The sequence below is a fragment of the Caenimonas koreensis DSM 17982 genome (assembly GCF_009646335.1).
Lineage (GTDB): Bacteria > Pseudomonadota > Gammaproteobacteria > Burkholderiales > Burkholderiaceae_C > Ramlibacter > Ramlibacter koreensis.
Map to the genome: position 1 here is coordinate 176,166 of NZ_WJBU01000006.1, position 13,186 is coordinate 189,351.

The 13,186-nt window shown below is 61.6% G+C and carries 15 protein-coding genes; 8 read left to right on the top strand and 7 right to left on the bottom strand.

What is annotated here, in order from left to right:
* Positions 1–10: 10 nt before the first annotated feature.
* Entirely contained in the window at positions 11–478 is a 468-nt protein-coding gene (locus GHT07_RS07510; protein WP_228488233.1) for a PA2169 family four-helix-bundle protein, read from the bottom strand.
* 231 nt (positions 479–709) lie between these two features.
* Between GHT07_RS07510 and GHT07_RS07515 the strand changes: the two genes are divergently transcribed.
* Both GHT07_RS07515 and GHT07_RS07520 read left to right on the top strand, forming a co-directional pair.
* Complete coding sequence (locus GHT07_RS07515) at positions 710–1,162, top strand: hypothetical protein (RefSeq protein WP_153584454.1); 453 nt, start codon at positions 710–712, stop codon at positions 1,160–1,162.
* Positions 1,159–2,034, top strand: a complete 876-nt coding sequence (locus GHT07_RS07520; protein ID WP_153584455.1) for a hypothetical protein — start codon at positions 1,159–1,161, stop codon at positions 2,032–2,034. Before GHT07_RS07515 ends, GHT07_RS07520 begins: the two co-directional genes overlap by 4 nt.
* 27 nt (positions 2,035–2,061) lie before the next feature.
* On the opposite strand, the gene metK is transcribed toward GHT07_RS07520, so the two are convergent.
* Positions 2,062–3,243 carry a methionine adenosyltransferase gene (metK, locus tag GHT07_RS07525; protein ID WP_153584456.1) on the bottom strand — a complete coding sequence of 394 codons (1,182 nt, stop codon included), beginning with the start codon at positions 3,241–3,243 and terminating at the stop codon, positions 2,062–2,064.
* 131 nt (positions 3,244–3,374) lie between these two features.
* Here metK and GHT07_RS07530 point away from each other — a divergent pair, with 131 nt between their 5' ends.
* Both GHT07_RS07530 and GHT07_RS07535 read left to right on the top strand, forming a co-directional pair.
* Entirely contained in the window at positions 3,375–4,235 is an 861-nt protein-coding gene (locus GHT07_RS07530) for a lysophospholipid acyltransferase family protein (protein ID WP_323740833.1), read from the top strand.
* Entirely contained in the window at positions 4,232–5,095 is an 864-nt protein-coding gene (locus GHT07_RS07535) for a lysophospholipid acyltransferase family protein (RefSeq protein ID WP_153584457.1), read from the top strand. Before GHT07_RS07530 ends, GHT07_RS07535 begins: the two co-directional genes overlap by 4 nt.
* Here the strand turns inward: GHT07_RS07535 and GHT07_RS07540 are convergent.
* The gene (locus tag GHT07_RS07540) at positions 5,092–5,979 is read right to left on the bottom strand and encodes an alpha/beta fold hydrolase (RefSeq protein WP_153584458.1); all 888 of its coding nucleotides are present in this window, start codon (positions 5,977–5,979) and stop codon (positions 5,092–5,094) included. The two genes, GHT07_RS07535 and GHT07_RS07540, sit on opposite strands and share 4 nt — an antisense overlap.
* On the bottom strand, positions 5,976–6,641 hold the full coding sequence (yihA, locus tag GHT07_RS07545) for a ribosome biogenesis GTP-binding protein YihA/YsxC (RefSeq protein WP_228488234.1): 666 nt from the start codon (positions 6,639–6,641) through the stop codon (positions 5,976–5,978). The genes GHT07_RS07540 and yihA overlap by 4 nt, the downstream gene beginning before the upstream one ends.
* A gap of 164 nt (positions 6,642–6,805) precedes the next feature.
* On the opposite strand from yihA, the gene GHT07_RS07550 reads away from it, so the two are divergent.
* Positions 6,806–7,462 (top strand): c-type cytochrome, encoded by a 657-nt coding sequence (locus tag GHT07_RS07550; protein WP_153584459.1) that lies wholly within the window; start codon positions 6,806–6,808, stop codon positions 7,460–7,462.
* A gap of 196 nt (positions 7,463–7,658) precedes the next feature.
* Here the strand turns inward: GHT07_RS07550 and GHT07_RS07555 are convergent, their stop codons facing one another.
* Positions 7,659–9,353 (bottom strand): hypothetical protein, encoded by a 1,695-nt coding sequence (locus GHT07_RS07555; RefSeq protein ID WP_153584460.1) that lies wholly within the window; start codon positions 9,351–9,353, stop codon positions 7,659–7,661.
* Between the two features lie 353 nt (positions 9,354–9,706).
* Here GHT07_RS07555 and msrP point away from each other — a divergent pair, with 353 nt between their 5' ends.
* A complete protein-coding gene (gene msrP / locus GHT07_RS07560) occupies positions 9,707–10,699 on the top strand; it encodes a protein-methionine-sulfoxide reductase catalytic subunit MsrP (RefSeq protein ID WP_153584461.1) in 993 nt (330 codons plus the stop codon).
* Entirely contained in the window at positions 10,699–11,355 is a 657-nt protein-coding gene (locus GHT07_RS07565) for a protein-methionine-sulfoxide reductase heme-binding subunit MsrQ (protein WP_153584462.1), read from the top strand. The genes msrP and GHT07_RS07565 overlap by 1 nt, the downstream gene beginning before the upstream one ends.
* Here the strand turns inward: GHT07_RS07565 and lysA are convergent.
* The gene (gene lysA / locus GHT07_RS07570) at positions 11,297–12,574 is read right to left on the bottom strand and encodes a diaminopimelate decarboxylase (RefSeq protein ID WP_153584463.1); all 1,278 of its coding nucleotides are present in this window, start codon (positions 12,572–12,574) and stop codon (positions 11,297–11,299) included. The genes GHT07_RS07565 and lysA overlap by 59 nt on opposite strands.
* Positions 12,571–12,846, bottom strand: a complete 276-nt coding sequence (lptM, locus tag GHT07_RS21785; protein WP_153584464.1) for an LPS translocon maturation chaperone LptM — start codon at positions 12,844–12,846, stop codon at positions 12,571–12,573. Before lptM ends, lysA begins: the two co-directional genes overlap by 4 nt.
* 12 nt (positions 12,847–12,858) lie before the next feature.
* Here lptM and cyaY point away from each other — a divergent pair, with 12 nt between their 5' ends.
* A complete protein-coding gene (cyaY, locus tag GHT07_RS07580; RefSeq protein ID WP_153584465.1) occupies positions 12,859–13,185 on the top strand; it encodes an iron donor protein CyaY in 327 nt (108 codons plus the stop codon).
* Position 13,186: the final 1 nt, after the last annotated feature.

Sequence of the window (13,186 nt, forward strand, 5' to 3'; positions counted from 1 at the left end):
CGCGTGCCCTTCAGGCAGTAGCGCGGAACTGGTCGCGCAGCGACTTGATCTGCTCGTGATTGCGCAGCACACCCTGGTACTGGCGCTCGACAATGAGCTGCACGGCCGCTGGCAATGGCTTTTTCAAGGCGTTCATGTAGCGCGCCTTCGCGTTGTCTTCGCCGCGTTCGCACTCTTCGAGCACCGCCTTGTCGTCGTAAGTGGTGAGCGTCGTCTTCACGGCCACCCAGCCGCGATGGATTGCCGCGGCTGCGCTGCCGTGCTCGGTGATGTTGCCACCCATCGAACGGATGTGCTCATTGAGTTCTGCGACGGCGTTGCGGCAATCGGCGGCACGTTGCAGGAACATTGCCTTCAAGTCAGCGCGGTCAGCTTGCTCGGCGCAAGCGCGAAAGCCGTATTCCCCGTCTTTCGAGCACTCGGCCAAGTCTTGCAATACGTCGATGACGTCATCACGGTCGGCACTGTTATCTGCCATGTTCTGAACTCCTGATAGTGATAGAGCACACATCTTTCGCGCCGCAGCGCATACGGCCAGTCAGCCAAGCCGTGGACCGGCTGTAGGAGCGCGTTGATGGGGCAGGCGCCGGCTCTGCTTTGCTCAGCCGTACAGACAAATCCATGCTTGTCCTACACACGGGTGCACAGGCTCACTGCAGTCTCTGGAGCGTGCCGCAAGACCCCGCGGCGTTCCCAGGACCGACATGCCATGAAGCACTCTCTGCGCAAGACGCCCTCACACCTTCACCTCGCATACAAGTACGGCGAGAGCAGTGACGCGCTGCTCGGAAGGAACTTCGTGCTGGAAGTCCAGGGCGAGGTACTCACGCTGTCGGTCGATCTCACGCCGAATTTCCAGACGCGCAACAAGGCAGCATCCACCTATCTGGACGCAGTCAGCCTGTCGCAGAACCATCACAAGCTGCGCTTCCTGCAGGTGAGCGACAACCTTGTGCGAACCCGACTCATACGCGCCTGGGAGCAAGTGGAGCGCCCGACGCTGCGTCTGGTGCTCGACCTGGGGCAGCATGGCTGCTTCGTCTATGTGGTGGCCCCTCACTCGCTTTTCATGGGCGGTATCCAGCTGGATGTTCTGGAGGTGCTCAATGACGGGCCTGCGCAAAACGCACGCCGGCATGAATGCAACGAGGAACACGTATGAAAAAGCTGCTCCACGTCCTCGTGGCGACTGCGCTGGGCATCACCTCGCTGCTGGCCCACGCAGAAGACCCCAACGCGTTGCGGGCCAAGTACGCAGAGCTGCGCGAGCCGCTGCGCAGCAACAGCTTCGGCCGCGCGATATACATCAATTCGACGGAGACGAACGATGTGCTCACGGGCGACATCTACGCCGTGCTGGATCATCCGTTCAAGACGGTGAGCGAGTCGCTCAAAGGGCCTGGAGACTGGTGCGACATCATGCTGCTGCCGTTCAACACGAAGTACTGCCATGCGAACGGAGCGGGTGACGCTGTCACGCTGGATGTGCGCATAGGCCGCAAGTTTGACCAACCGGTGCAGGATGCTTACCAGATTGACTTTGCGTACAAGGCGGTCGCGGCGTCGGCGGACTATCTTGAAAGCCGGCTGACGGCGGCGACGGGGCCCCTTGGCACCCGGAACTATCGCATCGCCATCTCGGCCGTTCCGCTGGACAACGGAAAGTCGTTCATGCACCTGAGCTATTCGTACGGCTACGGCTTTGCAGGACGCCTGGCGATGCAGGCCTACCTGTCAACCGCCGGTGCGAGCAAGGTCGGCTTCTCGTCGGCAGGCAAGACGGCCAACGGTGAGCCAGTGCTGATCGGCGGCATGCGCGGCGCCATCGAACGCAATGTGATGCGCTACTACCTGGCCATCGACTCGTACCTGGTGTCGCAGTCGGCCTCGCCGCAGCAGCGGGTCGACAAGCAGATATCGACGTGGTTCAACGCGACAGAGCGATACGCCCGGCAACTCCATGAGATGGATCGCGCGCAGTATGTGTCGATGAAGCGAGCCGAGTACGAGCGGGCCCAGACGGCGCTGAATTGATCAGCGCGCGTTTGAAGCCGCGCCTGGTTACTTGATTCCGGCGGCCGCCTTCAGCGCGGCTGCCTTGTCTGTGCGCTCCCACGTGAACTCCGGCTCTTCGCGGCCGAAGTGGCCGTAGGCAGCCGTCTTCTCGTAGATCGGGCGCAGCAGGTCGAGCATCTGGATGATGCCCTTGGGACGCAGGTCAAAGTGTTCGTTCACGAGCGCGGCGATCTGGTCATCAGGAATGACGCCCGTGCCTTCGGTGTACACCGTGACGTTCATGGGCTTGGCCACACCAATCGCATACGCCACCTGAATCTGGCACTGCCGTGCGATGCCGGCAGCCACGATGTTCTTCGCGACATAGCGCGCGGCGTAAGCAGCCGAGCGATCAACCTTGGACGGGTCCTTGCCCGAGAATGCGCCGCCGCCGTGGGGGCAGGCACCACCGTACGTGTCCACAATGATCTTGCGGCCGGTCAAGCCGCAGTCGCCTTGCGGGCCACCAATGACGAAGCGGCCCGTCGGGTTGATCAGGTACTTCGTGTCCTTCAGCCATTCCTTGGGCAGCACCGGCTTGATGATCTCTTCGATGATCGCCTCGGTGAACGACGCTTTCATCTTGTGGCCGTCGCTTTGCTCAGGGCTGTGCTGCGAAGAGAGCACCACAGTGTCGATGCTGTGCGGCTTGCCATCGACATAGCGCATCGTGACCTGGCTCTTCGCGTCGGGGCGAAGGAAAGGCAGGCGGCCGTCCTTGCGCAGTTGTGCCTGACGCTCGACAAGGCGGTGTGCGTAGTAGATCGGCGCTGGCATCAGCTCGGGCGTTTCGTCGCAGGCGTAGCCGAACATCAGGCCTTGATCGCCTGCGCCGGTGTTGAGGTGGTCGTCGCTCGCGTGATCGACACCTTGCGCGATGTCGTTGGACTGCTTGTCGTAGCAGACCATCACGGCGCAACCCTTGTAGTCGATGCCGTATTCGGTGTTGTCGTAGCCGATGCGCTTGATGGTGTCGCGCGCGACCTGGATGTAATCAACGTGGGCGTTGGTGGTGATCTCACCGGCCAGTACCACAAGGCCGGTGTTGGTCAGCGTTTCAGCGGCGACGCGGCTGCGCGGGTCTTGCTTGAAGATCGCATCGAGAATCGCGTCGGAGATCTGGTCGGCTACCTTGTCGGGATGGCCTTCGGAGACGGATTCGGAAGTAAAGAGAAAGTCGTTCGCCATTTGAATAAACTCCACAGGTTGTAAGGCGCGTTGCCTTGAGCCTGAGCTTGCGGCGAACGCTTTAGCAGAATTTTTTTGAAGTCGCCCTGCAAGTAGTTCATAACTCGGCGACCGAGGCATTTTAAACGCTTGTGAAAACCCTGTTCCGCGTGCTGGCCCATGTGCCACTCATCATCCTGCACGCATTGGGTGCCGCAGTGGGCTGGGTGTCCTTCGTGGCGTCGCCTGTCTATCGCAGGCGCTTCCTTGAGAACGCCCGGCAGGCGGGCCTGGTCTTCAGCGAGGTCCGCGGTGCCATCGCAGAGTCGGGCAAGCTCATTGCCGAAGTGCCGCGTCTGTGGTTTGGCCGGCCGGTGCATGTCGAGTGGGAGAACGAGGCGTGCGTCGAAGAAGCACGAGGGCGCGGCAAGGGCATCGTCTTTCTCACGCCGCATCTGGGTTCGTTCGAGGTCGCTGCGCAGGGCTACGCGCAGCGCTACGGGCAGATCACGGTGCTCTACCGTCCCGCCCGAAAGGCGTGGCTGCGTGACTTGGTCGATACGTCCAGAGCGCGCGCCAACCTCGCCACTGTGCCGACGACCCTGTCTGGCGTGCGCCAAATGCTCAAGGCGCTCAAGGCTGGCCAGGCAGTGGGGCTCTTGCCGGACCAGGTGCCGCCCGCTGGCCTGGGTGAATGGGCCCCCTTCTTTGGCCGCAATGCGTACACCATGACGCTGTCGGCACGGCTTGCCCAGCAGACAGGCGCCTGCATCGTGCTGATATGGGCGCAGCGCCTGTCGTGGGGCCGGGGCTTCCGGCTTCACGTGCGGCCATGGAATGAAGCAATCTCGGGCGATCCGGCTGTGGCGGCGAGCCAGGTCAACGCGCGAATGGAATCGCTGATTCGTGAGTGCCCGGCCCAGTATTTGTGGGGCTATGCGCGGTACAAGGCGCCGCGCAGTGATGGGCCAGTGGCGAAGAATGATCCGTCGCGCACGGAAAGTGCCGGATGAGCCACGTCGGCGTCTGGTTCATGCGTGCGCTGGCTCACCTGCCACTCACGTGGATTCGAGCCCTCGGCTGGCTGCTGGGCTGGGTGCTGTACATCGTTATCGTGCCGCGCAGGCGCATTGCAAGGCGCAACATCGACTTGTGTTTTCCGCAATGGCCGCAGCAGCAGCGCGCTGCGCTGATCCCGCGCATCTTCGTAGCGTTCGCGCAGGCCTGGCTCGACCGCAGCTGGCTGTGGCACGGCAAGCCGCCAGTCACGCTGCGGCGCCTGAAGCTCACGGGCGCTGTCGAAGAACTTACAGGCAGTGACCCTGCACTGATCTTCGTGCCGCACTTCGTGGGCATGGATGCCGGCTGGACAGCTTGCACGCAGCAGCTGACTCGCGCGTTCTCGACGCTCTACACGCCGCAGAGCAACGCAGTCGTGGATGCATGGATCCTCAAGGGCAGGCAGCGCTACGGCCATGTTGAACTTTTCAGGCGTGCGGACGGTGTCAAGGCCATCGTGGCTTCTCTGCGCAGGGGCGAACGGTTCTGCCTGTTGCCCGACATGAACTACGGCGCGCAGGAGTCGGTTTTTGTGCCGTTCTATGGCGTGAGCGCTGCAACGGTGCCTTCGCTGTCACGCTTCGCGAAACTGGGCCGCGCAAGGGTCGTGCCCCTGATCACCCGTATCACGAAAGACGGCTACGAGACGCGCGCGTACCCGGCCTGGCGCGATTTTCCGACTGACGATCCGGTGGCCGACACTGCGCTCATGAACGAGCGGCTGCAAGGCTTCATCGACGAGATACCCGAGCAGTATTACTGGGTACACAAGCGCTTCAAATCGCGCCCACCGGGCGAGCCGCCGGTTTATTAAACGGGGCGCGCGAGAAAGTTTGCGAGCGAGTGCGCTACGCGCTCAGGCTGCTCGTGGATGATCCAGTGCGAAGCACCTTCCACGCGTTCAAGGGTGAGGTGATTCACGTAACCTTCCAGGCCTTCGACGAGTTCCGGGCAGAGCGCGACATCGTCCATGGCCCAGACCACGAGTGTTGGTATGTCGACAGTCAGTGCCTCGCGCGGCAGATCAATCGCCGCAGCGCCCGGGTCATCGCCACGAGGCGGACGCAGTGGTGAGGCGCTGTAGTAGCTGCAGCCGCCCTCGAGGCTGGCGTCCCACACGTTGCGATATTGCTGCTTCACGTCGTCTGTCATCCACGCCGCGCTGCCGCCTTTCGTGAAAAATTCAAACAGACGTCGATAGTCGTCCTCGCGCAGGATCTGCGCCGCGTCGGGCCGCGCCAGGAAGTTCATGTACGCGCTGGCGGCCTGCTGCTTCGGGTTGTGCTTGAGCTCGCGCAGGAATGTGCCGGGGTGCGGCGAGTTGATGATGGCCAGGCGCCGGGTCAGGTACGGCAGCTGGTTGGCAAGGTTCCACGCCACCGCGCCGCCCCAGTCGTGCGCGATGAGGCATTCAATCGGCGCGCCTTCGGATGCGATGAGCGCAGCGATGTCTTGCACGAGGTACTTGGCGCGGTATTGCTTGACGTCTGCTGGCCGCGTCGATTGCTCGAAGCCGCGCAGGTTGGGGGCGATGCAACGCCAGCCGCGTGCGGCGAAGTGCTCGAGCAGCCAGTCCCACACAAAGGCCGCTTCAGGAAAGCCATGCAGAAACACCAGCACCGGCTTGCCACGTTCGCCTGCCGTGCGGCAGCTGAGGGTAATGCCGTGAGGCAGTTCGAGCTGGAATTTGTCAATCATTCCGGGCTCCCGTGGGCCCACTGCGACAGCAGCATCGCGACTTCTTCAATGCCCTGCTTTTTCAGTGCCGAAAAGAGTTTGACTTCGCCGCCGCCTGCCTGCAGCTTGGCAATCGAGAGTGCCTTGGTGCCTTCGCTGCGATTGAGCTTGTCGGACTTGGTGAGCAGCACCAGGAACTTCAGGCCCTCTTCGACGCGCGGGCGAATCACTTCGAGCAGGATGTCGTCGAGCTCCGTCAGGCCATGGCGCGGGTCGCACAACAGGACGACGCCCGTGAGCGACTCGCGTGTGACGAGGTAATTCGCCATCACGCGCTGCCAGCGGATCTTGTCCTGCTTGGGCACGGCGGCGTAGCCGTAGCCGGGCAAGTCGGCGAGCACAGCGTCAGTCACGCCTTGCTTGCCAAGCGAGAACAAATTGATGCTTTGCGTGCGGCCGGGTGTCTTCGAAGCAAAGGCCAGGCGCTTTTGCTGTGTGAGCGTATTGATGCAGGTGGACTTGCCCGCGTTGGAGCGGCCGACGAAGGCGATTTCCGGCACGTTGAGCGCGGGCAGGAACTCCAGCGTGGGCGCTGTCGTGAGAAAGCGTGCCGTGTGCAGCCAGCCCATGGCCAGTGCTGCGTCGGTCTTGGTGCCGGCGGGTTTTGCCGGGGGGGAGGTCATGTCGAGCCTTTGTGTCGGGATGCGCCGGCGAATGCGCTGGGGAATGACGCCGGGGGGTGGCCTTGGAATGGGCGGGCCCTGTGCGGGTTGATCCGCCGGCTCGTGGGCCAGATGGGGCATTGTAGAATCACGAGGTTTTGCGCCACATAACGATGCCCCACACGATGAAGTCGCTTGCTCTCCTGCTGATCGCCGCTGCGCTGGCAGCGCCCGTCCTGACGGCTTCCGCCGCTGAACATGCTGCAGCCAAGCCTGCCGCCGCTGCCGCACCAGCTCCCGCCAAGCCAGACTTGGCCAAGGGCGGCGAAAAATTCACTGCAGTCTGCGCTGCATGCCACGGTGCCGATGGCAATTCCGGCATCCCAGTCAATCCGAAGCTGGCGCAGCAGCACCCCGAATACCTCGTCAAGCAGCTGCAGGACTTCAAGTCTGGCAAGCGCGTCAACGCGACCATGCAAGCCATGGCAGCCGGCCTGTCTGATGACGACATGCGCAACATCGCCTACTGGACGGCCTCGCAAAAAGCCAAGCCCGGTTTTGCCAAAGACAAAGCGCTCGTCACGCTGGGTGAGCGCATTTACCGCGGCGGCATTGCTGAGCGCCAGGTGGCAGCTTGTGCGGGCTGCCATAGCCCCAACGGCGCGGGCATTCCCTCGCAGTACCCGCGTCTGTCTGGCCAGCACGCTGACTACACGGTGGCGCAGCTGACCAGCTTCCGCGACGGTGTGCGCCAGAACAGCGTGCAGATGGCGCAAGTTGCAGCCCGCCTGAACGATCGCGAGATGAAAGCCGTGGCTGATTACATCGCCGGCTTGCGCTGAGCCCCAAGAAAACTCTTCACCAGACTGGCACTGCGCGCTGCGCAAGTGCCTGCCCGTGGCCGCCGCGGGCCGCAGCTTGATTCGGGTTGGGTGAAGCTGGATCAGTCAGTTCCAAGTGATCGGCTTTGCTGGATTCCAGCCCCCCGTAAATATGCCTCGCTGCGCCGTTAAGCGGTCGGGAGCGAGGCGAGGCTGGTCAGGTTTGCGGGAACAGTCCATTGAAGACGAGTGCCTGCAATTCGGCAATTGCATCAGCATCGACATCAGTTTGCGCAGCCGATCCTTTTGATTCGTTTGATCCTGGTGCCTTTGACAAACCTTCTATCCCGCGGATGAGATAGTCAGTCATCACTTGCTTCGGAGTGGCATCAAGGGTGTTGATAGTGCTAGTCAGGTCGTTGACGTAGGCGTAAGTGTCGTCGCCCATTTGCTTCCAAGCCCGCAGAAGAACTGAGATTTGGTTGCCTACGAGGTCGGCATTTGATGTCCCACCGGTGAAATACATTGCGATCAAGTTGTCGATGACTGTTTTCCATTTTTGATCCGCCGGCGGTTCCCATTGCTTGAGGATTTCCTCCAACTGACTGACAAGCTGCATCGACTCGTTGTGTTTGAGCCGAATGATTTTGTTGATGAGCTGAGGCACAAGAACAGTGAGCGTCAGTCCCCACGTTTTGAAGTCGTTGTTGTGGCTGGTAATGGCGGCGCGTAGCTCAGCGGCGGTCGATTCTCCGAGTTGCTTCATCGGTTCGCCGTAGCGGCCCAGCGGATGGAGCTCACGCGCTGGTGGCGTTTTTGACTCGCCCGAATCGGGAACTTCGTTCTGGCCAGATTGCTGCCTTCCCTGAGCGTATTCGCCAGGTGCGCGCGAGCTTTGATCCTGCGGGCCTGGCGCGGCCTGAACCCCGTTCAGGGAATCGAGAAGCTCAACGGCGAGCGCTTTATTGGTACCAGTCACTAGCGAGAGCATCAGTCGCAACGAGCTGCCGATCTGTTGTTGGTCACGCGGGATGCGCTTTTCCAAGTCCTCACAGATCTTCGCCAAACTCCCACGCAGATCGGCAGCAGCCGCGCCTTGGCTTTGAAGCGCATCAGTCAGCGTATTGATTCTGGTTGCGAGCGCTTCGAACTCGTCTGCGCCCGAGGTTTTGAAGATGGCTGGTCGTTGTTCCTGAAATGCGCTGACGCAAGTCCTGGAAGACTCGACCCGCCGGAAGAGATCGCCAGTGGCGGCTTTGAGAATACTTGGATGGGAACTAGTGCCCAGTAAGCCCAGCAGTTGGATACTCAAGGTTGACTGTTGAGTTTTGTTGGGGCACGACACAATTTGGTCGATCACATTGTGGATTGCAGTCAGTGCGGCTTCTGCATCGAACTCGTCGCCTTCGATCGTCAGCAGGTACCCTGCGAAACTGAGCAACTCCAAAACCTGCGCCTCGCGTCGCCTGCGAATTTCAGTGCTCGCTCTGGACGTAGAGGGCAATCCTTTTTCCAGCTTTGTAAGCAGTTCATCTTTCGCGCTTGCGTCACCTTTGTCGATTTCCGCAATCAGGTCCATGGCGTCCTGCTCCCAGCCCGTCTTTTGTTCCAACACGCCCGGCTCTGGCTCGCTTAGCGTCACGAGTCTGGCAATTCTTCGGTGCAGGGAATCGAGCGCTTGGTTTGGCGGGCGACCAACATGCATGACGACGGGCGACCGGCCGTCTGGCTCCTGCGCCAAGAGGGCCTGCTGTTGCGTGGGAGTGGATGGTCCGACGGCACATTCGCTGGCCGACGGATCGGAAGGTGAGACGTCCAAGGACAGCACACCGCGCGGCTCATGGGCCACGCTTGCGCCAATGTTCGCGACGTTGGGGCCGATGGGCAAATCAGGATTTGGCTCAATGGTCAATGGACGCGATTCAAATTGTTGTGTCGGATCCGTTCGTGTGTCAGGGCCGGTATTGTCGGGGTGAGCCAAGGGACGGAGAGGAGGAGTGCTTACTCTGGTCATGTGAAGTCTGGTTTCGGGATATGGTGGGTGTGCGGAGATGACGATTTGGCGGTTTCGGGGTAGGGAAGCCGCTGATGGAGTCGGCCCAGGCGCGGTAGCGCGTTTGCGCCAAGCGAAATGATTCCAAAGACACAATGCGCGTGGATAGAACCGATGGTCTGGGCACAGACGGATGCCGCAAAGCATGGAATCTGAATCCTTGTAAGAATGCCGCGCGTACATCTACCAATGGCAGTACAAGGATCACCACCATGCTCATCAAGCGCGACGACGGTTTCATCCACCCCAATTCCAGCGAGATCACGTCGCAGGCGGTCTATCGCGACCGGCGCCGGCTGATTCAGCTGATGGCTGGCGGTGCTGCAGGCGCTGCCCTGGCTACCTGGGCTTCACGTGACGCATTGGCGCAAGTAACGCGGCCCAACAAGCTGGCGGCGTTAGCTGGTGCCAAATCAGCCGTGCCCGGTGCGGTGACGATGGACAAAGTCACTGACTACAAAGATGCGAGCAGCTACAACAACTTCTACGAATTCGGCACCGACAAGGCCGATCCGGCGAAGAACGCACACACGCTCAAGACCACGCCGTGGGTTGTTGAGGTCGATGGCCTCGTCAAAAAGCCCGCCAAGTACCAGCTTGAAGACCTGATCAAGCTCTCCGCGCAGGAAGAGCGCATTTACCGCCTGCGCTGTGTCGAAGGCTGGTCAATGGTCATTCCGTGGGTCGGCTATTCGCTCAGCCACCTGATCCAGAAAGTGGAGCCGCTCGGCAACGCCAAGTACGTCGAGTTCATCTCGCAGGCCGATCCGAAGACGATGCCCTTTGTTGGCTCGCGCGTGCTCGATTGGCCGTATGTTGAAGCGCTGCGCATGGATGAGGCGATGAATCCGCTGACTCTGCTCACGTTCGGCATGTATGGCGAAGTGCTGCCCAATCAGAACGGCGCACCGGTGCGTCTTGTGGTGCCGTGGAAATATGGCTTCAAGAGCGGCAAGAGCCTGGTGCGCATCCGCTTCACGGACCGCGAGCCGAAGACCGCGTGGAACAAGGCGGCAGCCAATGAATACGGCTTCTATTCGAACGTGAATCCCGATGTGGATCACCCGCGCTGGTCACAAGCCACTGAGCGCCGCATCGGCGAAGACGGCCTGTTCGCCAAGAAGCGCAAGACGCTGATGTTCAACGGGTACGAAGCTCAGGTGGGCCAGCTCTACGCCGGCATGGACCTGAAGAAGAACTTTTGATGGGCGCCGCGAAGGCCCTGTTGCACCCAGCTGCGAAGCCAGCGGTTTTCTTGCTGGCTTTGTTGCCTCTCGTGTGGCTGGTCTATGCGGCATTCACCAACAATCTGGGCGCAAATCCAGCAGAGCACCTCATACGCTCATTGGGTGACTGGACGCTGCGCTTTCTCTGCCTCACACTGGCCATCACGCCGCTGCGCGTCGTGACCAAAACGCCGGCGCTGGCGCGCTTTCGGCGCATGCTCGGCCTCTTCACATACTTCTACGTCGTCTTGCACTTGCTCGGGTACGCGTGGTTCGACATGGGTTTGGACCTCGCCGATATCGCCAAGGACATCGCGAAGCGGCCCTTCATCCTGGTGGGCTTTGCCGGGTTCGTGCTGCTGACGCCACTGGCCGCAACGTCTTTCAACCGGGCGATCAAGGCGATGGGTGCGCGCCGCTGGCAGTTGCTGCACAAGCTGGTTTATGCGGTGGCCGGCCTGGGCATCCTGCACTTCTTCTGGATGCGCGCCGGCAAAAACAACTTTGCGGAAGTTGCTGTTTACGCGGCCATCCTCGCCGTGCTGCTCGGCTGGCGCGTCGTGCAGTTCGCCCGGCTCAGGTCGGCAGGCGCTCCGCGCGCATCTGGTCAGCCGCCGTCTCGCGTTCGCGGATAAGCCAGGACTTCTCGCCTTCGACCAGCACTTCAGCTGCGCGGCCTCGCGTGTTGTAGTTGCTGGCCATGCTCATGCAATATGCGCCGGCGGACATCACGGCGAGCATGTCGCCGGTTTGCACGGCTAAAGCGCGGTCACGGCCGATCCAGTCGCCGCTCTCGCATACGGGGCCGACCACGTCGTAATGCGTCGCGAGCTCGCTGCGGCGCGTCACCGGCTCGATCATGTGAAAGGCCTGGTACATGGCGGGGCGCGGCAGGTCGTTCATCGCCGCGTCCACGATGCAGAAGTTCTTGTGCTCGCCCGGCTTGAGGTACAGCACTTCAGTCACGCACACGCCGGCATTGCCCACCAGCGAGCGGCCCGGCTCGATCATGAACTCACGATCGCCGAACCCACGCGCGTCGAGCTTGGCAAAGAGCTTGGCCCACAGCGCATCGGCAGCAGGCGGCTGGTCTGCGTCGTAGGAAATTCCAAGCCCGCCGCCAAAGTCGATGTGCCGCAATGGAATGCCCGCCGCCTCGATCGATTGAACGAGGTCGAGCACACGATCCATTGCGTCGAGGTAGGGCGACTCGTCGGTGATCTGCGAGCCGATGTGACAGTCGATGCCGACGACTCGCAGCGCCTTGCGCGACGCAGCCCGCTGGTAGGCGGCCAGCGTGCGCTCATGCGCAATGCCGAACTTGTTGCCCTTCAGGCCGGTTGAGATATACGGATGCGTCTTCGGGTCAACGTCCGGATTGACGCGGATGCTCACGGGCGCAACCTTGCCCGCAGCGGCGGCGACTTCGTTGAGCACTTCCAGCTCGGCTTCGCTCTCGACGTTGAAGCAGCCAATGCCGACATCGAGTGCGCGCTTCATTTCCGCGCGTGTCTTGCCGACGCCCGAGAAAATGATGTCCTTGCCCTGAGCGCCGACGGCCAGCACACGTTCGAGTTCACCGCCGGAGACGATATCGAAGCCGCAGCCCGCCTGCGCAAAAACCTGCAGGACGCCAAGCGAGGAATTCGCCTTCATCGCGTAGCAGATCTTCGACTTGCGGCCCGCGAAGCCCCGCTGGTATGCAGCGAGCGCGTCGAGCATGGATGACTTCGAGTAGATGAACAGCGGCGTGCCGTGGCGGCGCGCGAGATCGGCGACACGCACGCCCTCGACGAAGAGGTCGCTTGCGCGATAGGCGAAGTGAGGGTGGCCGGGCAGGAGTGACTCGCTCATGGGCGAGGTACCGGGTTGGCCTGGCCGGTCGGCGTGACGCTCGCGGGTGCGGGTGCAGGTGCAGGTGCAGGCGAGGCAGCAGAGGCGCTCGCCGCAGGAGCGCGCGACGGACTGATGATCTCAGGTAATGTGGCCCGGTCTTTCGCGGCTTCCCCTTGCGGCAAGTAGAGCTTGCCTTTCTGGCCGCATGCCGTGAGCGAGGCGACCACTATGAGCGCAAGGACAAGCTGCGCAGGTCGCCGCGTCACTAGAATTTGGAAAACATCAAGCATCGCGAAATTGTAATGACCGACACCGAATACCTGGATCACGCCGAAGCTGCGCTCAGCCGCATCGAGGCTTCATGCGATCGCCTCAATGACGAGGGCGACGCGGATCTGGACAACCAACGCGTCGGGGGCATGGTGACGATCACGTTCGCGAACAAGTCGCAGATCATCGTGAACCTGCAAAAGCCGTTGCAGGAAGTGTGGGTCGCCGCCAAGGCTGGCGGCTTTCACTACAAGTTCGACGGCGAGCGCTGGATGGACACCAAAGGCAACGGCGAGCTGTTTGAGAACCTGTCCCGCTATGCGAGCGAGCAGGGTGGCACCCCGCTCGTGTTCTCATGAA